Genomic DNA, 18,950 nt, shown 5'->3' on the forward strand with positions numbered 1-18,950 from the left:
TCAAGCACGCGAGATACGGCTCCGAGCACGCGAGTGCGGTGCTACGGCTACGAACCCAACTCACCCTCGACGGCCAGCCGGGCGAAGTGCTCCTTCGACGCACGCTGCTGCGCCAGCCTCCGCAGTACCGAAAGCAGCCTGTCGCCGAGCACGGTCTCCACGACGGCGATCTCGATGATCCGCTCCAGCGACTCGACCCCGGCGAGGCCCTGGAGGTCGAGGTCGGCCGTCCGGTCGGCGATCTCGGCGTAGTCGTCGAGTTTGTCGAGGTACCAGCCGTGCCCCACGTCCCGGATGGCGCACAGGACGCCGACCAGGGCCTGGATGATCGGATCCTCGTCGTCCTTGCAGGGCCAGCCGCGGCGTCCGGCGAGGTCACGGACCGTGGCGAGCGCCCATTCGCGGCTTTCGTCGTCGACGTTCTGCCGCGAGACGGTGATGCCTTCCTGGGCGAGGCCGAGGATGCGGTGGGGGCTCACCTTCCCGGCGTCGACCGCGGAGAGCACCTCGCCGACCGTCGCGAGCGACAGGCCGCCGACGTCCATCAGCGCCCTGATCAGCTTGATCCGCTGAACGTGCCCGTCGTCGTACCTGGCCTGGTTGGGGCTCGTCCGTTCCCCCGGTGGGACCAGCCCTTCCCGCAGGTAGTACTTGATCGTGGCGACCGGTACCCCGGCCCGCTCGCTCAGTTCCGCCATGCGCACGCGTTGTCGCTCCGATCTCCGGGACGGTTCAGGGTCGACCCTGAAGACTTCTCAGCATGGATAGTCTAACTTCCCATAACGGAGAGCTTGACTATCCATTTTGGGAGGGACCCATGACCATCTTGACCGACTTCCACGAGAGAACCCGCACCTGGCACCGAGGTTCGTATCGCGCGGCCCAGGCCTTCGCCGTGATCACCGTGTTGTGCGTCGTCGCCCTGATCGTCGACCAGCGGACACTGCACGGCGCGCCGCTCTGGGCGAAACCGTTCAAATTCGCCATCTCCGGCGCGCTGTACTTCTTCACCTGGAGCTGGCTCGTCTCCCTGCTGCCCAAGTTCCGGCGGACGGCGAACTGGCTGGCGAACGCCCTCGTCGTGATTTTCGCGGCCGAGTACGTGCTGCTGGTGTTCCAGGCCCTTCGCGTCCGGGCGAGTCACTTCAACAACGAGACCCCCCTGGACAACACGATCTTCCAGGTGATGGGCGGCATGATCGCGACGCTGTGGCTGGTCAATCTCGTGCTGACGATCGCCCTCCTGTTCACCCGGCTCCCCGACCGCGCGACGGCGTGGGCGGCCCGGCTCGGCGCGCTCCTCGGCATGGCCGGGATCTCGCTGGCGATTCTGATGAACGGCCCGACTGCCGACCAGCAGGCTTCCCTCGAAACGACCGGGACCTCCTCGATGATCGGCGCGCATACCGTCGGACTGCCGGACGGCGGCCCCGGCCTGCCGATCCTCGGCTGGAGCACGGTCGGCGGCGACCTGCGGATCCCGCATTTCCTCGGGCTGCACGCCCTTCAGGCGCTTCCGCTGCTCGCGCTCGCCCTCGGCGTCCTGGCCGCGCGCTACCCACGCCTTCGCGACGACGTCCTCCGGTTGCGGCTCGTGGTGATCGCGGGCATCGGTTACGCGGGCCTGCTCGCACTGGTCACCTGGCAGGCTCTGCGCGGCCAGTCGATCGTCGCCCCGGACAGCCTCACCCTGACCGCCTTCGCCCTGCTCGTGGCCGGCGTCGCCTTTAGCGGGCTGATCGCGATGGGGCGGCCGTCGAAGGACCGGAAGCTGGAGGCTTCGCCGCGATGAGTGTCGAGACCCTGTTCACCTGGACCTTCCCGATCGCCACGCCGTTCTGGCTGCTGATGATCTTCCTGCCGGGCTGGTCGTGGACCCGCCGGATCCTGTCCTCGCCGTGGGTGCCGCTGCTGCCGCTCGTGCCGTACTTCGCCCTCGCCATCCCGCACTTCGGCGAACTGTGGACGGCGGTCAGCAGGCCGGATCTGGACGTGCTCAGCGCGTTCACGGGATCGCCGTACGGGGCGGCGGCGATCTGGGCCCATCTGATCGCCTTCGACCTGTTCATCGCGCGGTGGATGTACTTCGAGGCCCGCGAGCACCGGATCCATCCGCTGGTGACCGGTCCGATCCTGGCGCTCACGATCTTCCTGTCGCCGTTCGGGCTGGTGGCGTTCCTGGTCGTGCGAACTGTCCGGATACGCTCGTCGGCATGAGTGAGAACGAGGTCGCGGCGGCCGCCGCCATCGCCGAACGCACCGGCGTCGAGAAGCACGACATCGCCGTCGTGCTCGGTTCGGGCTGGCGCCCGGCGGCGGACGTCATCGGGGAGCCCCAGGCGGAGATCCCGCTGGGCGAACTGCCCGGATTCGTCGCGCCGGGCGCGGTGGGACACGGGGGAACCGTCCGATCGGTCCAGGTCGGCGAGAAGCGCGCGCTGATCATGCTGGGCCGCACGCACTTCTACGAAGGCAAGGGCATCGCCCCGGTCGTGCACAACGTGCGTACCGCCGCGGCGGCAGGCGCCCGGTCAGTGTTGCTGACCAACGCGGCCGGCGGGCTGCGCGAAGGTTTCCGCGTCGGGCAGCCGGTGCTGATCTCCGACCACCTGAACCTGACCGCGCGTTCGCCGATCGTCGGCGCGAACTTCGTCGACCTGACGGATCTCTACTCGAAGCGCCTGCGCGACATCGCCCGGACGATCGACCCGTCGCTGGAAGAGGGCGTCTACGCGGGACTGACCGGACCGCATTTCGAGACTCCGGCGGAGATCCGGATGCTGCGGACGCTCGGCGCCGACCTCGTCGGCATGTCCACGGTGCTGGAGGCCATCGCCGCCCGCGCCGCCGGGGTCGAGGTCTTCGGGCTTTCGCTGGTGACCAATCTGGCGGCCGGGATGACCGGAGAACCCCTGAACCACCAAGAAGTCCTTGAAGCCGGTCGTCAGTCGGCCACCCGCATGGGCACCCTCCTCAAGGAACTCGTCGCCCGCGCCTGACCTGTTCGCGCGTGAAGGCCCCTTCCCTCGGCTGAGGTTTTGAGTGACCGGCCGAGGGAGGGGCCTTCACGCGCTTTACCGGTTTCAGCCCGCGAACTCCGGCAGCCGCGCGGCGACCTCCGCCGGTGACGGCATCGCGGCGACCTCGTCGGCCAGTTCCCGCGCGGCGGCACGGACGCCGTCGTCGGCGAGCAGCTTGCGCGACTGCTCGAAAATCGCCTCCTCGGTGCCTTCCTCGCCGATGAGCTGACCGCCGACCCCGGCCGCGACCACGGCTTCGGCGTTCGTGAACTGGTCCGCGCCCTGCGGAAGCACCAGTTGCGGCAGTGCCGCGCCGAAAGCCCCCAGCGTCGTCCCGCTTCCACCGTGGTGGACCACGAGGTCGACGTGCGGCAGGAGCGCGGTCTGCGGTACCCACGCCTCGACGCGCACGTTCCCCGGGACTTCGCCCAGTTGGGCCGGCTCCACCGTCGGACCCGCGGCGACCACGATGTCCGCCTCCAGTCGCGCCAGACCGGCGATGGCCCGCTTCAGCACGCCCTCGTCGCCGAAAGCGGTGCCGAGCGTGAGGTAGATCAGCGGACGGCTCTTGTCGCGGCCCACCACCCCGGCGGGGAGGTCACCCGGCTCGGCCCAGCCGACGGGACGCAGCGGAACCCTGTTCGCCTCGGCCAGGAAATCGGGCGACTGCACCGATTCCGGACAGATGTCGACGACCGGGTCCCCGAAGGAAGGCAGCTTGGCGCCATCGACACCGACCTCGCCGGCGTAGTCCTCGATGTGGCCGTCGATGAGGTCGAGGACTTCGCTCGGCGAAACCCGGCCGAAACCGTGCCCGATCGCGGGAATCCCGGCGAGCCGGGCGGCGATGGCGCCACCCGGGTTGCCGCTTTCGTAGACGACCAGATCCGGCCGGTACCGCTCGAGCAGCGGCGTCAGGTCGGCCACGAACCGCCGCGGCAGCACACTTCCGAACACTTGCCCGATAACGGGATAAAACGACTCCGGCGGGGCGGTGGAGTCACGGGGATCGGCGTCGGAACCGAGGAGCGAGGCGAACGCTTCGCGAATCCCGAATCCGGCGCTTTCCGTGGCCACACCGGCCTTTTCGACGACCGGCCGCATGTCTTCGCCGGTGGCGAAGAGTACTTCGTGCCCAGCGTCGCGCGCGGCGACGGCAAGCGGTAGTAGGGGATAGAGATGACCATGACTCACCAGAGAAGTGAAGATCAATCGCACCTTTTCCAAGGTACCCGTAGGCTGGCTCGGTGACGACTTCCTTGACCCCGGCGCTGAGGGATCAGGCTTTCCGCTGGATCGCCGATGATCCGGACGACGGTTCCCGCGTCGAACTGCAGAACATCCTCGCCCGCGCGATGGGCGGCGAAGCCGGGGCGGCGGAGGAACTCGCGGACCGGATGGCGGGACCGCTCGCGTTCGGCACGGCCGGGCTGCGCGGTCCCGTGCGCGCGGGCCCCAACGGGATGAACGTCGCGGTCGTGACCCGCACCACGGCGGGGGTCGCGGCCTGGCTGAGCGCGCAAGGACATTCGGGCGGCGTCGTGGTGGTCGGCCGCGACGCGCGGCACGGTTCGGAAGCCTTCGCCTCGGCCGCCGCCGAAGTTCTGACGGCCGCCGGATTCGCGGTGAAGGTGCTGCCGAGGCCGCTGCCCACCCCGGTGCTCGCGTTCGCCGTGCTGGAACTCGGCGCGGTCGCCGGCGTCCAGATCACCGCGTCGCACAATCCGCCCGCCGACAACGGTTACAAGCTTTACGACGCGACCGGCGGCCAGATCGTCCCGCCGTCGGACGGCCGGATCGAGCGGGCCATCGAAGCCGCTCCCCCCGCGATCGGCGTACCGCGCGCGTCCGGCGCCGAGGTGCTGGGCGACGAACTCCTGGACGCCTACCTCGGCAAGGTCGCGCTCCTCCCCCGCGGCACGGAACGGGAGATCAAGGTCGCCGCGACGGCGCTGCACGGCGTCGGCGCGGAGACGCTGCGCGCGGCGTTCGACCGTGCCGGGTTCACCGAGCTGCGTCAGGTGACCGAGCAGGCGACGCCGGATCCGGATTTCCCGACGGTTTCCTTCCCGAACCCGGAGGAACCGGGCGCGACGGACCTCTTGCTGGCGTTGGCGTCCGCAGTGGACGCGGATCTGGCGATCGCGCTCGACCCCGACGCCGACCGATGCGCGCTGGGCGTGCGCGAGCGGGACGGTTCGTGGCGGATGCTGCGGGGCGATGAAACCGGCGTCCTGCTCGGCTGGCATATCCTGTCCACTGTGGACATCGAAGACCCTTTGGTGGCCACGACGATCGTGTCGTCGTCGATGCTCGGTGAGATCGCGAAGGAGTCCGGAGCGCGCTACGCGGAGACCTTGACCGGGTTCAAGTGGCTGGTCCGCGCGGGCGAGCGGCTCGTGTTCGCCTACGAAGAAGCGCTCGGTCTCTGCGTGAACCCCCACTTCGTGCGGGACAAGGACGGCATCTCCGCCGCCGTGTACGCCGCCGGACTGGTCGCCTCCCTGCGCGCGGCGGGCCGAGGCCCGCTGGACGTCCTCGACGAACTGGCCGTGCGACACGGGGTGCACGTGACGGATCAGGTCTCACTGCGGGTCACCGATCTGTCGGTGCGGGAGAAGCTGATGGCCGGCCTGCGCGCCACTCCCCCGGCGTCGGTGGCGGGCACCGACGTCACGATGGAAGATCTCCTGCCCGACGCCGACGTCCTCCGCCTGACCGGTGAAGGTCTGCGCGTCGTGATCAGGCCGTCCGGAACCGAGCCGAAGCTGAAGGCGTACCTCCAGGTGAAGCAGCCGGTTTCCGGTGACCTCGCCGAAGCGCGCGCCACAGCGGAAACGCGGCTTGCCGCACTCCGGGCCGATATCGAGTCCCGGCTGGCCTGACCATCGATCCATGGCGAAGCTGCTGATCGTCCACCACACGCCGTCGCCCTCGACGCAGGCGATGTTCGAGGGCGTGCTCTCCGGCGCGAAGCATCCGGACATCGAGGGCGTCGACGTCGTGCGTCGTCCGGCGCTGGCCGCGACGGTGCCCGACGTCCTCGAAGCCGACGGCTACCTGCTCGGCACCCCGGCGAACCTCGGTTACATGTCGGGGGCGCTGAAGCACTTCTTCGACACCGTCTATTACCCGTGCCTGGATGCCACGCGGGGACGGCCGTTCGGGTTCTTCGTGCACGGCAACAACGACACCGCGGGAACCGTGCGCGGGATCGAGAGCATCACCACCGGCCTCGGCTGGGAACTCGCCGCCGCCCCGGTGCTCATCACCGGCGAACCGGGCAAAGCGGATTTGGCGGCTTGTTTCGAACTGGGCGGCACCCTCGCCGCGCGTTTAGTCCTCTAGATGCGGTAGTTGGCGATACGAACCACCGCGTTCAGTCCTCTAAATGCGAAACGACCCGGAAAAGTAAGGGGCCTGTCACCGGAAGCCCTGGGGGTCGACCTCCGGCAACAGGCCTAGGTCAAGGGTTCGCCGTGATGGCGATCGACCTTGACCACCGAAGCGTACTACACCCGGCACGATCTTGTGCACCCACCTGGAAAAACGCCTCTCACTCCGTAATCCGGGCACCCCCAGAGCACGGATTCCGGAGAGAGAGGCCAGGCACGGTCCGAAACCGCTTGACAACTGTAAACCACTGCATACAGGCGCTGTCAACAGCTGCGGACAGGCCGGATCGCGTTACACTCCCACTACGGAACGGGACGAGGAAATGAACGGGGGGTCATGTCGCCGCACCAGACCTTCGCCGAGAAACTCAGCGCGCTGATCGATTCGGTGCGCGCCGACGAGGGTGCCCCGCACAGTTATCGCGAACTGTCCGCGGCGATCGACCGCGCGGGCGGCCCCGCGATGTCACCCGCGTATCTCCAGCAGCTCGCCACCGGAAAGCGGATCAATCCGAAGATCCATTACGTCGAGGCTCTCGCGAGGCTTTTCGGTGTCCCGGTCACCTACTTCTTCGACGACCAGGAACCGCAACCCGTCGGAGAGGCGAAGCTCATGGCCATGCGCGCGCAGGAGCTTTCCCCGCAGGGCCGTCGTCAGGTCATGGACCTGCTGGAACTCGTCGAACGGTACGAACGTGCCGCCGAACGCGACCAGCCTGGCGAAAGCCGATGAAGGAACGCGAGCTCCGCAAACGCTGCCGGAAGATGCTGAACAAGCTCGACATCGAACCGCCGCTCGACGTCGGCGTGCTCTGCGAGCGGCTCGGCGAGCAGCGGGGCAGGCCGATCCGGCTGATGCCGTATCCGCTGGAAGTGCCCGGCCCGTTCGGTTGCTGGATCGCCACCTCGACGGCGGACTACATCTTCTTCCAGCAGGAGACCACGAAGTCCCATCAGGATCACATCATCCTGCACGAACTCGGGCATATGCTCGCCGATCACCACCCCGGCGGCGACGCCGAACCCGCCGACTTCCTGCGCGGCCCGGCACCGGGCCTCGACGGCGACGCGGTCCATCGCGCGTTACGCCGCACCTCCTACGATGAGGCGCACGAATGGGAAGCCGAGACCGTGGCGACCATCATCCTCGAATGGGCGTCGGTCTTGAACTACACGATCCCCCGTCGCGCCGACGACGATGACGTCCGCCGCGTCCAAGGCGCGCTGGGCGACCATCAAGGGTGGCTGTGAACGCGCTGTTCTCTCCCGTCAACATCGTGGCGATGGCGCTGTTCGCGACCGCGCTCGCCTGGCGGATCTACCAGACCTACCGGGCGCCGCGGGTGCTGCCGAACTGGGCGATCACCGTCACGATCGTCTGCGTCGCCGGTTCCTTCCTCGCCCAGCAGAAGGTCATCTCCGGCTGGCTCGACGGATTGGCGGGCAAGGGTACCGGCCGTCTGGTCAACAACATCCTGCTCGCCATCGGCGTCTGCGCGCTGTTGATCGTCTTTCTCGGCTCCGCGCTGGGCCCGCGCAGGCCACGCCGGGTCCTCTTCGAATTGGTCCCGCTCTCCGGCGCGATCGCGCTGATGCTGGTCGCCATGGCGCTCACCCCGGCGGAAGCACGCGGGCTCGCGCTGAGCCCGAAGCTCGTGCACGTGCCCGGCGTCGCGTTGTTCTACCTCGGGGCCGGGCTGTACCTGATCTACGGCCTCGCCGCCTGCGCCTGGTGGATCTTCCGGTACATCCGCACCGCGGACAGGCATCTGAAGACCGGGTTGAAACTCAGCGCCGCCGGGCTGATCTGCCTGTCGGCGGGCAGCGTCTTCCGCGCGCTCTACATCGTGATCGCGTGGGCGTTCGGGCCGTCGATCCCGATTCTGCTCACCGTCGCCGTCCCGCTGGTGATCCTCGGGATCGTGCTCTTCCTCGCGGGGATCACCTATCCCGGCGTTCGCGCCCGGTTCGCCGCACTGCGCCGCCGTCGTCTGCATCGGCTCCACCACGAACGACTCACACCGCTGTGGACCGCACTGGCCGAGGTCTACCCGAACATCGTGCTCCGGAGCACCCCGCAGGGGCCGTGGGAGCGCTGGCGCCCGCGCACGGTCCACCGCCACTACTACCGCCGTGTGATCGAGATCCGTGACGGACTCGTGCAGCTGAGCCCTTATCTGGAAACGGACCTCACCGCGCTCGCCGTCGACGACCCCTTGGCGGCGGCCGAGGCACTGAAGACGGCGATCGCCAGGCAAGCCGCCGGTGAAGAGACCGACGGGCGGGCGAAACTCGTGCTCCCCGGCGGTGGCGCCGACATCGAATCCGACGTACGGCCGTTGCTCGCGCTTTCGGCCGCGATTTCCCGGAACGGGGCATGACCTTGCAGCTTTTGCTGACCGCGAGCCGGATCCTGCCGCGTCCGAGCACCCCCGTCGAAGACGGCGCCGTTCTCGTCGACGGCGACCGGATCCTCGCCGCTGGACCGCGCGCGGAAGTCGCCGCACAGGCGTCGCCGGACGCCGAAAGGCTCGACTTCCCCGGCGCGACACTGCTGCCCGGCCTGTTCAACGCCCACGTACACCTGGCTTTCGACGCCACCCGCGAGATGCTCCCGAACTTCCTGGCGAGCGACGACGCCGCCTTGCGCGCGGGCGCGCGGGAACGCCTGGATCAGCTGCTGCGCAGCGGGGTCACGACGGTGCGGGACCTCGGTGATCGCGGCGCCCTCGGCGCGCGGGTCCGGGCGGAACTCGAGACCGAAGGCGTGCCGGCCCCGCGGCTGCTGACCGCGGGCTCACCCCTGACCGTCCCTGATGGACACTGCCATTTCTTCGGCGGCGAGGTCGGCGACGACGACGCCATCCGCGCCCTGATCGACGCGAACGCGGCCGCGGGCGCCGACGTCGTCAAGGTGATGGCCAGCGGTGGCCAGATCACCGAGGGCGGCGCGGAGATGTGGGAGTCCCAGTTCGACTTCCCCGCCCTCCGCCTGATCGTCGAGCACGCGGCGCGCCACGGACTTCCGGTCGCCGCGCACGCCCATGGCGCCGACGCGATCGAGGCGTCGGTCGAAGCCGGGGTCCGCACGATCGAGCACTGCACCTGGATGACCGGACCGCAGCGGCAGGACAGGCGCGAAAGCGTCGCGAAGCGGATGGCCGCCGAAGGTATCGCGGCGTGTTCGACCAGCAGCCGCAACTGGCGGATGCTGGCCGAGCGCATGGGCGAGGACCTCGCGAAGAACGTCTACGGACGGCTGTCCTGGCTGGAGGAACTGGGCGTCCCGCTGCTGGCGGGGACGGACGCCGGACTTCCCGGTTCGGTCTTCGACGACCCCGTCGGCGCGCTCGAACTCTACGAATGGCTGGGGTTCGGCCGTCGCCGGATCCTGGAGATCGCGACCGAGGACAGCGCCGCCGGGCTCGGTCTCGGCGACGTCACCGGACGGCTCGCTCCCGGCCTGAGCGCCGACGTCCTGGTCGTCGACGGCGATCCGCTCGCTGACCTGTCCGCCCTGCGGAACGTCCGACTGGTCCTCGCTCGCGGTTCCCGCGCCTGACTCCCCAAAGCGGGACGACAACTTTGGTGACAGCGTTTTAAAACAGTGTTATCGTTGCCTTCGCTCCCACCCCACGAAGGGAAGAACCATGGAAGGCCCGATCAGGCTGTTCACGGCGATCGCGCTCGTTTCGCTGCCGACGGTGATGTACGGCGGCTACGCGCTGATGGGTGTCCTGCGCGAGAAGAAACTGACCGAGCACCAGCGCGGGATGTTCCGCGCCGGCCATGCCCACGCCGGTGTCCTGCTGGTACTGGCGCTGGTCGCGCTGCAGATCCTCGGGCAGACCGGGCTTTCGGTCACCGCGCGGTGGATCGTGTGCTTCCTGCTGCTGTTCGGCGTCCTCGCCCAGTCCGGCGGCTTCTTCCTGCACCTAGCGCCGGGCAAGGGCCACCTCGGCGGGCGGGTCACCGGCGCCGGAGCCGTCCTGCTCGGAGCGGCGATCCTGACCACCGCGTACGGCGTGGCCTTCCCCTGACAACACCGCTGGAGGCCGCTCGTTAAGCTTGCTGACGTGCCTGAATACCTGCCGACAGCCCCCGTCAAGGGGACCCGCGACTTCCTGCCCGCCGAGATGTCCGTCCGGACGCAGGTGTTCGGCCATCTCTACGACGTGCTCGAACTCCGCGGCTTCCTCCGCTACGACGGGCCGATCCTCGAACCCGCCGAGATCTACGAGCGGAAATCCGGCCAGGAGATCGCGGACCAGCAGCTGTACACGCTGACCACCAAGGGCGGCGAGCGGCTGGCGCTGCGCCCGGAGATGACACCGTCGGTCGCCAGGATGATCGCGGGCAACGCGAAGTCGCTGCAGTTCCCGGTGCGCTGGTACAGCCACCCGAACTGCCACCGCTACGAGCGGCCGCAGCGTGGCCGGGTCCGCGAGCACTGGCAGATCAACGCGGACATCTTCGGCTCGGACAGCGCGAACTCCGAGATCGAGATCTTCGAACTCATCCACGACATGATGGGCGCCCTCGGGGCGACGCCGGAGATGTTCCAGGTGCGGGCCAACGACCGGAACCTGCTTTCTTCGGCGCTCACCGACATCGTCGGCGTGACGCCCGAGCAGCTGCCGCAGGTGTTCACCCTGGTGGACCGCTGGGAGAAGTCCGACCGCACGAAGCTGAGCGACACCGCGGCCGAAGCGGGCCTGACCGACAAGCAGTTCGAGAAGCTGACCGAGATCCTGTCGTCCGGCACGGCTTTGCTCGACGAGCTGCCGGAGCAGGTGAAGGAGAACTCGAACCTGGTGAAGGTGCTCGCCAGCGGCGCCGCGGACCTGATCAAGTTCGATCCGATGATCGTGCGCGGGCTCGCGTACTACACGTCGACCGTGTTCGAGGTCTTCGACACCTCGCCGGAGAACCGCCGGGCCCTCTTCGGCGGCGGCCGGTACAGCGACCTGGCGTCGATGTTCACGTCGCAGCAGATCCCCGGGATCGGCTTCGGCATGGGCGACGTCACGCTGATCGACTTCCTCGACACCCACGAACTGACGCCGAAACCGCGCAGCGAGACCGATGTCGTGGTGATCCCGGTGGTCGAAGAGCTCACCGACGCCGCGCGCGACGTCGCCGGGCGACTACGCAAGGCCGGTCTGCGGACGTCCACGCCCATCGAGCTCCGCAAGCTGGGCAAGGAACTCACCCGGGCCGACAAGGCCGGGGCGCGGGCCGTGGTCATCGTCGGCCAGGAGGACTGGGACGCCGGGAACGTGACGGTCCGCAGTCTCGCGACGCGTGAGCAGCGGACCGTGACCGTCGACGAAGCGGTTTCGACCGTCACTTCCCTGCTCTGACAACGCTGGTCGGGCCGTTCGGTACAGGGGGTCGTGAGTGGCGATTCGGGTGAGAACCCGAATCGCCACTCACGACCTTAGAACCGGACATAAAGGCATCAACGGGACATGCAGCGGTCAGGATGTGTCCTTTGTGGACACTGAGATCAGGTCGGTGCCTCCGATCCCGTCGTCGCAGAGAACTGTCGTGCGGGACTGTGTGGGTTTCGGGACGGCTAACGCCTGAGGGACATTGGCGACGTCGGGACCGGTCACCGGCGCGCACTGCACCCCGAGTCGGCACTCCCTCGAATTTACCGAGACCCTGCCTTGCGGGTGGGAAGGGGGCCACCACGTCTTTTACGCACTCCTTGTGACATAAGGATCTTCCCGCGACCCGACGAAAGTCGGCAGCACCGCTTCGGTGGATGACATTGCGCGATCCGTGCGCTATACAGAGACTATCTTGCGTATTCATGCGCGAAAGGTGTCTCGAATGAGCAGAGTTGCGCAATCCCTGAGTTGTTTGGCCGCAGTGGCCTTACTCGGGCTTTCCCCGGTCGCCGCCCACGCCGACCCGGCCGCGGCGCCGTCCGGCAAGCTGGGCGAGCTGACCGGAATCTCCGGCGACGGCGCCACGGTCACCCTGAATTCGGGAAGCGCCGCGGTGCGCGTCAGCTTCCCGGCCGAAGGCGCCGTCCGGGTGTGGCTGGCGCCGGACGGCACGTTCACCGATCCGGCCGGGAGCAAGATCGTGCTGCCGCGCACGGGCGACCCGGTCACCCCGAAGAAGACCGACAAAGGGGACTACTGGGCGGTTTCCACGGCCAAAGCGACGCTGCGGGCGTACAAACACCCGATGCGGCTGGCGTTGTACGACGGCGCGGATCGCAAGCGGCTCTGGGAGGAGTCGGCGCCGCTGTCCTGGACCGACAAGCAGACCACGCAGACCCTGGCGCGGACGGCCACCGAGCAGTTCGTCGGCGGCGGTGAGCAGAACGGCCGGTTCAGTCACCGCGACCAGACGATCCGGATCTTCGCCGACTACAACTGGAACGACGGCGGCGCACCGAATTCGCAGCCGTTCTACGCCTCCACGGCGGGATACGGCGTGCTGCGCAACACCTTCGCGCAAGGCACCTACGCCTTCACCGAGCCGGTGCGCACCACCCACGACGAGCGCCGCTTCGACGCGACCTACGTGGTCGGCGACGGCCTCAAGGACGTCATCACCGGTTACACCGATCTGGTCGGGAAGCCTTTCCTGCCACCGCTCTACGGGCTCGAGAACGGTGACGCCGACTGCTACCTGCACAACGCCAACCGCGGCGAACGGCACACACTGGACGCGGTGAAGGTCGCGGAGGGGTACACCGAGCACGGGATGCCCAGCGGCTGGATGCTGGTCAACGACGGCTACGGCTGCGGGTACGAAAACCTCCAGCAGACAGGCGAAGGCCTGCGCAAGAACAACATGCAGTTGGGCCTGTGGACCGAGAACGGCGTGCCGAACCAGGCCGAGGAGGTCAAGGCCGGGGTCCGGATCCGCAAACTCGACGTCGCGTGGGTCGGCCCGGGTTACCAGTTCGCGCTGGACGCCTGCGACACCGCGCACAAGGGCATCGAGGACAACAGTGACGCGCGCGGCTTCGTCTGGACACCGGTCAGCTGGGCGGGCGCGCAGCGCTGCGGCGTGCTGTGGAGCGGCGACCAGGCCGGTTCCTACGACTACATCAAGTGGCAGATCCCGACCTACGCCGGTGCCACGACGTCGGGGATCGCGTACAACACCGGTGACATCGACGGCATCTTCGGCGGCAGCCCGCAGACCTACGTCCGCGACCTGCAGTGGAAGGCGTTCCTGCCGGTCTCGATGACCATGGACGGCTGGGCCGCGTCGGACAAGCAGCCGTGGCGCTACGGGGAGCCGTACACCTCGATCAACCGCAAGTACCTGCTGCTCAAGGAGCGGCTGCTGCCCTACACCTACAGTCATTCGGTGGAGGCGCACCAGACCGGCGTCGGGCAGGTCCGGCCGCTGGCGCTCGAGTACCCGGACGACCCGAACGTCTGGGGTGCGAAGGCGAAGTACGAGTTCTTGTCCGGCAAGGACTTCCTGGTCGCTCCGGTCTATGAGAACTCCACCGTCCGCAACGGCATCTACCTGCCGAAGGGGACCTGGGTCGACTACTGGAGCGGCAAGACCTACACCGGACCGACCACTGTGGACGGTTACGACGCGCCGCTCGACACGCTGCCGCTGTTCGTCCGCGCGGGCGCCGTGGTCCCGATGTGGGCCGAGGGCACGACGTCGTGGCAGACCCGGGACAAGGGGGTGCTCGACCTCGACGTCTACCCGCAGGGCAAGGGCTCGTTCACGCTCACCGAGGACGACGGTGTCACCCGGGCCTACAAGAAGGGTGACCAGGCGAAGCAGACGTTCACCGTGGACGCGCCGACGTCCGGTCTCGGCACGGTGACGGTCGGGATCGGTGCCAGTACGGGTACCTATGCCGGAAAACCCGCCGCGCGGAACTATCAGCTGACCGTCCACACGGGAAGCAAGCCCGCCGCCGTCCTGACCGGCACGTCACCCCTGCGGCAGTACGGCGGCAAGGCCCAACTGGACGCGGCCCCGTCGGGCTGGTGGTTCGATCCGGCCGCCGGCGGAGTCGTGCGGGTCAAGACCGGTGTGCTCGGCGCCGGTGCCCGCCACGACGTCCGGCTGTTCGGCACCAGTGCGGTCGGCGGGATCTTCCCCGAAGACCGCAACGGTTCGGTGACCCTGTCCGTGCCGGCGGTCGCCGGTCCCGGACAGACCGCGACGGGCACGCTGAGCTTCACCAACGGCACGCCGCTGCCGGTGCGGGACGTCGCGTTCTCCCTCCCCGCCAACGGTTTCCGGGTCGAGGTGCCCGCCGGTCCACGGCTGGTGATGCCCGGCGCGACCGTGCGGATGCCGGTGAAGGTCACGCCGGACGCGGGTATCAAGCCGGACGACTACCAGCTCACCGCGTCCGCGTCGTACCAGTCTCGGCTCGGGCAGAACCGGGTCACCGACTCGGTGACGGTCACCGTCCCGCACGGTTCGCTGGCGGCGGCCTACGACAACGTCGGTGTCACCGACGCCGCCCACGTCACGGTGGGCGACCTCGACGGTGGCGGTAGCAGTTTCCGTGCGGAAGGACTCGCCGAGGCCGGTCTCGAACCCGGGGCGGGCTTCTCCGCTCTCGGCGCCCAGCTGACCTGGCCGCGAACCGGCACCGGGCAAAAGGACAACATCCTCGCGTCCGGCCAGACGATCGCGGTGCGCGGTGCGGGCGCCAAGCTGGTGCTGGCGGGAACCGGTACCGGCACGGCGAAGGGCACCGTCGTCGTCCGCTACACCGACGGCAGCACGAGCCAGGCCGAACTCGGCTTCCCCAACTGGTGCTGCGCGGATCCCGCCCACTACGGCGCGACCACGGTGGCGACCGTGATGGGCAAGAACACCCGTGCGGGGGCCGCCTATCCGACCACGCCGTACCGGGTGTTCGCGAACTCCGTCCCGCTGACCGCGGGGAAGGAGGTCGTCGCGGTGACGCTTCCGTCGAACACCGCGATGCACATCTTCGCGGCGGGCATCGGCTGACGCGGGCCCCTTGATATACACACCTGTATCTGAATTCGGATACAGGTGTGTATATTCGCTGCCATGAGCGAGATCTGGACGTGGTCCGCGGCGAAGATCGCCGACGCGGTGCGCGGCGGAAAGGTGTCGGCCCGCGTGGTTCTGGAGGTCCACGCGACCCGTATCGCCGAGGTCAATCCGCTGGTCAACGCCGTGACGGCCGAATTCGACGAGGCGGCGAGCGAAGCCGATCGGATCGACGCGCTGGTCCGCGACGGCGTGGATCCCGGTCCGCTCGCGGGGGTCCCGGTGACGGTGAAGGAGAACATCGACGTCGCCGGACATCCGACGACCCATGGCGTCCCGCGGTTCAAGGACGCCGTGGCGAGCGCGGACGCACCCCCGGTCCGGCGGTTGCGCGCGGCGGGCGCGATTCCACTCGGGCACGCCAACATGCCGGACCTGACGCTGGCGGGCAATGTCACGGTGAGCCAGTTGTTCGGCGAGACCGTCAATCCCTGGGGTGCGATCCGGACCCCCGGTGGGAGCAGTGGTGGCGACGCGGCCGCGGTGGCCTCGGGTATGGCGTCGATCGGCCTCGGCAACGACTCCGGAGGCTCGGTCCGGTTACCCGCCTTGTTCTGCGGCCTGACCGCGCTGAAGCCTTCGTACGGGCGGGTCGCGACGGACCACCGGATCGGCGGGTCCGATCCGACGCTCGCCTCGCAGCTGTTCCCGGTCGACGGTCCCATCGCCCGGACCGTCGAGGACCTCGCGCTGGCCTTCGACGTGCTCGCGGGCACCGATCCGGCCGATCCCCGGGCCATTCCGTACGGCGGGCGGCTTCCGGCGGTGCCGCGCCGGGTCGCCGTCTGCGCGGACCCCGCCGGACTCGGTGTCGACCCGCGGATCCGGGCCGAGATCGACAAAGCCGCCGCCGCACTGGCCGAAGCGGGTTACGAGGTCGAGGAAGCCGAACCGCCGCGACTGGCGGACGCGCTGACCTCCTACGGCACGCTGATCACCGCGGAGTTCAGCCGTCGCTGGCCGTCGATCCGGCCGCTGCTCACCGAAGAATCGGCGCAGCACATGGAACTCTCGTTCGCTCAGCGTCCTGAAGCGACACTCGACGACTATCTGGACGCGACCGCCACCCGCTTCGGCGTGATGCGCGAATGGGCGGCCTTCGCTGAGCGATATCCGGTGATTCTCGGCCCGGTTTCGACCTGGCGCCCCTTCGACGCCGACCCGTTCGACCCGGAGCAGGGTCTGCGGGTCATGTTCGGCATGCGGTTGTGCACCGCCACCACCTGTGTCGGGGTTCCCGCGGTCGCCGTACCCACCGGAATCGACGACGGCCAGCCGCTCGGTGTGCAGCTGATCGGACCGCGCCACCGCGAGGATGTCTGCCTGGCCGCCGCCGGCGAACTCGAAGCCCGCTTCGGGACCTTCGGCCCCGTCCGGGAACCACGATGATTCCCCTCGAAACGATCAAGCGGCCACTGGTGTCCACAGCGCGGCGATGGCGCGTTCGTTCGGCCTCGGCCTGGCCGGCTTCGGCCAACGGCATGTCAGGCCCCGAGACCGAACAGGTCGTGAAGCTGCTCGGTGGCCTCGGCGCCGTACATGACGCTCCCGACCGGGACCTCGCTTCCCACCGCGTCGATCACCCGCGCCGTCCACACGGGACCGAACGCGCCGCACAGCTCGATCAGCTGCGCCCCTTCGTCGACCAGCCGCCGGGCCGCGGCGACGACCTGGTCCACGCGGCCGACCCCGATCAGCACCGTCAGACATTCCCCACTGTCCACACGGGACACGTCCCGCGCCGGGTCGCAGCCATCGGCCATGTACACGAAACCCCACTGTCGCATGACGATTCTCCTTCGTTCTCGAACACCGTGAGGTAATCGCGAAACGCGGTGCGCCGTCCACGAGGCGGATCCGTACGGCCGTTCGGGATCACCGAAGAGGGGAGGCCGGGCGGGCAGCGTGGGAATCCGATGTGGGCGCTGTCATACCAGCGCCGCGATCCGCTCCGAAGACTCGTGCGCCGGATCCCACACGAGCGCGTGCCGGACGATCGGTGCCTCCCGCAGCGGCAACCAGCGCAGGCCTTCGGCCGGTTCCTCCCGGGGACGCAAGGCGACGACGTCGCCGCCGTGCCGCAACTCGGCGACGAACAGCGATCGCCGAGGCGGCCCGGCGCGCACGTGTGCCGGCCGCCAGCCCGCCGCCGCGCAGTCCGCGAGCAGCCGGTCGTGGTAGCCGGGAGCCAGGTTTCGTTCGTACAGAAGGAGGTCCAGCCCGGTGAGATCGTCCCAGCCCACTTCGTCGAGCCGGGCCAGGGAGTGAGCTTCGGAGACGAGCGCGCCCAACGGCCTCTCGCTCACGACGGTGACGTGGAGACCGTCCACGTCTTCCGGCAGGGCGAGCAGCCCGGCGTCGAGCGCGCCGCGACGGAGAAGGTCGAGCTGCCGCGCGGCGGACAGGTCGTCGATCTCCACCGCTTCGGCGTACAGGGTCGCGAGGACGGACGGCGGCGCGCCCGGCGTCACGCCGATGCGGAGCGGCCGGCGCACGGTGTCGCGGACGGCCCGCGCGCCGAGTTCGGCCTCCTCCAGGATCCGCCGAGCGTGGGGGAGCAGCGCCAGCGCGGCGGCGGTGGACGTCATCCCCGCTGGGGTCCGGACGAACAAGGTCGCGTCCAGTTCCCGTTCCAGCGCGATGATCTGCTGGCTGAGCGACGACGCGCGAATGCCGAGACGCTCCGCCGCGCGGGTGAGATGCCCTTCCTCCGCCACGGCACACAGATATCGAAGACGTCGTAACTCCACAGCCGCACAGTAACCCGTAGGAGAATGGCGGCGGGAATACCGTCGTCACGGTCCACCCCGACGGCTCTCGGACCCCAGCGGTACGAACGTGGCGTCCCGGTGCGCCTGCCGGATGTCGGCGGGTGGCCGTACTGGACTGTGGAGGTCGTCCGATGAGAAAGTGCCTGACAGCGGCGGCTTCGGTCCTGGCCCTGCTCACGGGATGCTCAGCCGAGCATGAGCAGCCGCCCGTCAAACCCGTCTACGACCTGCCCGCCCGGGAGGTCCGGCCGGACGAGACCGCCCTGCACCTGCCACCGGCGACGAACGGCGAGACCGAGTTCTCGGTGATCGGACTGGCCGCCGGGCTCCCCAGCATCACCGGCAGCCACGCCGAATTCGAGGCCAAGGGACAGTTCGTCCGGCTCCGCCTGGTGGTGACCGGAAAAGGACTGTCCGGCATTCTCTTCGATACGCGGCGCCAGCAACTCGTCACCGATTCCGGTGCGGTCATCGCGGTCGACAACCAGGCGATGACGATCAAACGGCAGCCGGACAAGTTCGAGCTCGGGCGCGGCGTCCGGGTCGAGTTCGACCTCTACTTCGACCTCCCCAAGGAGGCGAAACCCGTGGTGCTACGGGCTTTCGGCGGTCCCACGCTGACCGATATGAAGAACCTCACCGGCACCGACGTCAAGCTGGGATGAGGGGTAGGTCAAACGCGATGCTCCGGGGCATGGCCACCGGACATCCACGCCTCGATTTCC

18 protein-coding genes are annotated in these 18,950 nt (G+C 68.7%); 14 read left to right on the plus strand and 4 right to left on the minus strand.

From position 1 onward, the window contains the following. Positions 1–47: 47 nt before the first annotated feature. A complete protein-coding gene (locus ACZ54P_RS38955) occupies positions 48–698 on the minus strand; it encodes a MerR family transcriptional regulator (RefSeq protein ID WP_465466630.1) in 651 nt (216 codons plus the stop codon). A gap of 119 nt (positions 699–817) precedes the next feature. On the opposite strand from ACZ54P_RS38955, the gene ACZ54P_RS38960 reads away from it, so the two are divergent. From ACZ54P_RS38960 to ACZ54P_RS38970, 3 genes are read left to right on the plus strand one after another with little or no spacing between them, the layout of a single operon-like run. Then, entirely contained in the window at positions 818–1,792 is a 975-nt protein-coding gene (locus tag ACZ54P_RS38960) for a hypothetical protein (protein WP_465466631.1), read from the plus strand. Continuing rightward, positions 1,789–2,217 carry an ABA4-like family protein gene (locus ACZ54P_RS38965; RefSeq protein WP_465466632.1) on the plus strand — a complete coding sequence of 143 codons (429 nt, stop codon included), beginning with the start codon at positions 1,789–1,791 and terminating at the stop codon, positions 2,215–2,217. Before ACZ54P_RS38960 ends, ACZ54P_RS38965 begins: the two co-directional genes overlap by 4 nt. Continuing rightward, positions 2,214–2,999, plus strand: a complete 786-nt coding sequence (locus ACZ54P_RS38970; RefSeq protein ID WP_465466633.1) for a purine-nucleoside phosphorylase — start codon at positions 2,214–2,216, stop codon at positions 2,997–2,999. The genes ACZ54P_RS38965 and ACZ54P_RS38970 overlap by 4 nt, the downstream gene beginning before the upstream one ends. Before the next feature lie 84 nt (positions 3,000–3,083). Here the strand turns inward: ACZ54P_RS38970 and ACZ54P_RS38975 are convergent, their stop codons facing one another. After that, complete coding sequence (locus ACZ54P_RS38975; RefSeq protein ID WP_465466634.1) at positions 3,084–4,238, minus strand: glycosyltransferase; 1,155 nt, start codon at positions 4,236–4,238, stop codon at positions 3,084–3,086. Positions 4,239–4,267: 29 nt separating this feature from the next. Between ACZ54P_RS38975 and ACZ54P_RS38980 the strand changes: the two genes are divergently transcribed. The 10 genes from ACZ54P_RS38980 to ACZ54P_RS39025 all read left to right on the plus strand — a co-directional run bounded on the left by ACZ54P_RS38980 (position 4,268) and on the right by ACZ54P_RS39025 (position 16,843). Further along, positions 4,268–5,905, plus strand: coding sequence for a phospho-sugar mutase (locus ACZ54P_RS38980; protein ID WP_465466635.1), 1,638 nt, complete (start codon positions 4,268–4,270; stop codon positions 5,903–5,905). A 10-nt stretch (positions 5,906–5,915) separates the two neighbouring features. Next, positions 5,916–6,368 carry a flavodoxin family protein gene (locus ACZ54P_RS38985; RefSeq protein ID WP_465466636.1) on the plus strand — a complete coding sequence of 151 codons (453 nt, stop codon included), beginning with the start codon at positions 5,916–5,918 and terminating at the stop codon, positions 6,366–6,368. A 384-nt stretch (positions 6,369–6,752) separates the two neighbouring features. Continuing rightward, the gene (locus tag ACZ54P_RS38990; protein WP_465466637.1) at positions 6,753–7,148 is read left to right on the plus strand and encodes a helix-turn-helix domain-containing protein; all 396 of its coding nucleotides are present in this window, start codon (positions 6,753–6,755) and stop codon (positions 7,146–7,148) included. Beyond that, positions 7,145–7,666, plus strand: coding sequence for a hypothetical protein (locus ACZ54P_RS38995; protein WP_465466638.1), 522 nt, complete (start codon positions 7,145–7,147; stop codon positions 7,664–7,666). Before ACZ54P_RS38990 ends, ACZ54P_RS38995 begins: the two co-directional genes overlap by 4 nt. Then, positions 7,663–8,796, plus strand: a complete 1,134-nt coding sequence (locus ACZ54P_RS39000) for an MAB_1171c family putative transporter (RefSeq protein ID WP_465466660.1) — start codon at positions 7,663–7,665, stop codon at positions 8,794–8,796. Before ACZ54P_RS38995 ends, ACZ54P_RS39000 begins: the two co-directional genes overlap by 4 nt. After that, positions 8,793–9,977: an amidohydrolase family protein gene (locus ACZ54P_RS39005; protein ID WP_465466639.1), complete on the plus strand. Its 1,185-nt coding sequence runs from the start codon at positions 8,793–8,795 to the stop codon at positions 9,975–9,977. The genes ACZ54P_RS39000 and ACZ54P_RS39005 overlap by 4 nt, the downstream gene beginning before the upstream one ends. A gap of 88 nt (positions 9,978–10,065) precedes the next feature. Further along, a complete protein-coding gene (locus ACZ54P_RS39010) occupies positions 10,066–10,455 on the plus strand; it encodes a hypothetical protein (RefSeq protein WP_465466640.1) in 390 nt (129 codons plus the stop codon). A gap of 36 nt (positions 10,456–10,491) precedes the next feature. Then, positions 10,492–11,778 (plus strand): histidine--tRNA ligase, encoded by a 1,287-nt coding sequence (gene hisS / locus ACZ54P_RS39015; RefSeq protein WP_465466641.1) that lies wholly within the window; start codon positions 10,492–10,494, stop codon positions 11,776–11,778. Positions 11,779–12,253: 475 nt separating this feature from the next. After that, on the plus strand, positions 12,254–15,388 hold the full coding sequence (locus tag ACZ54P_RS39020) for a TIM-barrel domain-containing protein (protein WP_465466642.1): 3,135 nt from the start codon (positions 12,254–12,256) through the stop codon (positions 15,386–15,388). Positions 15,389–15,451: 63 nt separating this feature from the next. Further along, on the plus strand, positions 15,452–16,843 hold the full coding sequence (locus ACZ54P_RS39025) for an amidase (RefSeq protein WP_465466643.1): 1,392 nt from the start codon (positions 15,452–15,454) through the stop codon (positions 16,841–16,843). Between the two features lie 95 nt (positions 16,844–16,938). On the opposite strand, the gene ACZ54P_RS39030 is transcribed toward ACZ54P_RS39025, so the two are convergent. Together ACZ54P_RS39030 and ACZ54P_RS39035 are read right to left on the minus strand one after the other, a co-directional pair. Further along, positions 16,939–17,241 carry a DUF6506 family protein gene (locus tag ACZ54P_RS39030; RefSeq protein ID WP_465466644.1) on the minus strand — a complete coding sequence of 101 codons (303 nt, stop codon included), beginning with the start codon at positions 17,239–17,241 and terminating at the stop codon, positions 16,939–16,941. Positions 17,242–17,382: 141 nt separating this feature from the next. Beyond that, entirely contained in the window at positions 17,383–18,204 is an 822-nt protein-coding gene (locus tag ACZ54P_RS39035) for a LysR family transcriptional regulator (protein ID WP_465466645.1), read from the minus strand. Positions 18,205–18,356: 152 nt separating this feature from the next. Here ACZ54P_RS39035 and ACZ54P_RS39040 point away from each other — a divergent pair, with 152 nt between their 5' ends. Further along, entirely contained in the window at positions 18,357–18,890 is a 534-nt protein-coding gene (locus tag ACZ54P_RS39040) for a DUF4352 domain-containing protein (protein WP_465466646.1), read from the plus strand. Positions 18,891–18,950: the final 60 nt, after the last annotated feature.

The organism is Amycolatopsis sp. NPDC034160 (assembly GCF_055575355.1).

Bases quoted from the DNA above. Each gene is read 5' to 3' on its own strand.
- ACZ54P_RS38955 (WP_465466630.1), bottom strand. From the start codon at position 698: ATGGCGGAACTGAGCGAGCGGGCCGGGGTACCGGTCGCCACGATCAAG.
- ACZ54P_RS38960 (WP_465466631.1), top strand. From the start codon at position 818: ATGACCATCTTGACCGACTTCCACGAGAGAACCCGCACCTGGCACCGA.
- ACZ54P_RS38965 (WP_465466632.1), top strand. From the start codon at position 1,789: ATGAGTGTCGAGACCCTGTTCACCTGGACCTTCCCGATCGCCACGCCG.
- ACZ54P_RS38970 (WP_465466633.1), top strand. From the start codon at position 2,214: ATGAGTGAGAACGAGGTCGCGGCGGCCGCCGCCATCGCCGAACGCACC.
- ACZ54P_RS38985 (WP_465466636.1), top strand. From the start codon at position 5,916: ATGGCGAAGCTGCTGATCGTCCACCACACGCCGTCGCCCTCGACGCAG.
- ACZ54P_RS38990 (WP_465466637.1), top strand. From the start codon at position 6,753: ATGTCGCCGCACCAGACCTTCGCCGAGAAACTCAGCGCGCTGATCGAT.
- ACZ54P_RS38995 (WP_465466638.1), top strand. From the start codon at position 7,145: ATGAAGGAACGCGAGCTCCGCAAACGCTGCCGGAAGATGCTGAACAAG.
- ACZ54P_RS39005 (WP_465466639.1), top strand. From the start codon at position 8,793: ATGACCTTGCAGCTTTTGCTGACCGCGAGCCGGATCCTGCCGCGTCCG.
- ACZ54P_RS39010 (WP_465466640.1), top strand. From the start codon at position 10,066: ATGGAAGGCCCGATCAGGCTGTTCACGGCGATCGCGCTCGTTTCGCTG.
- ACZ54P_RS39020 (WP_465466642.1), top strand. From the start codon at position 12,254: ATGAGCAGAGTTGCGCAATCCCTGAGTTGTTTGGCCGCAGTGGCCTTA.
- ACZ54P_RS39025 (WP_465466643.1), top strand. From the start codon at position 15,452: ATGAGCGAGATCTGGACGTGGTCCGCGGCGAAGATCGCCGACGCGGTG.
- ACZ54P_RS39030 (WP_465466644.1), bottom strand. From the start codon at position 17,241: ATGCGACAGTGGGGTTTCGTGTACATGGCCGATGGCTGCGACCCGGCG.
- ACZ54P_RS39040 (WP_465466646.1), top strand. From the start codon at position 18,357: ATGAGAAAGTGCCTGACAGCGGCGGCTTCGGTCCTGGCCCTGCTCACG.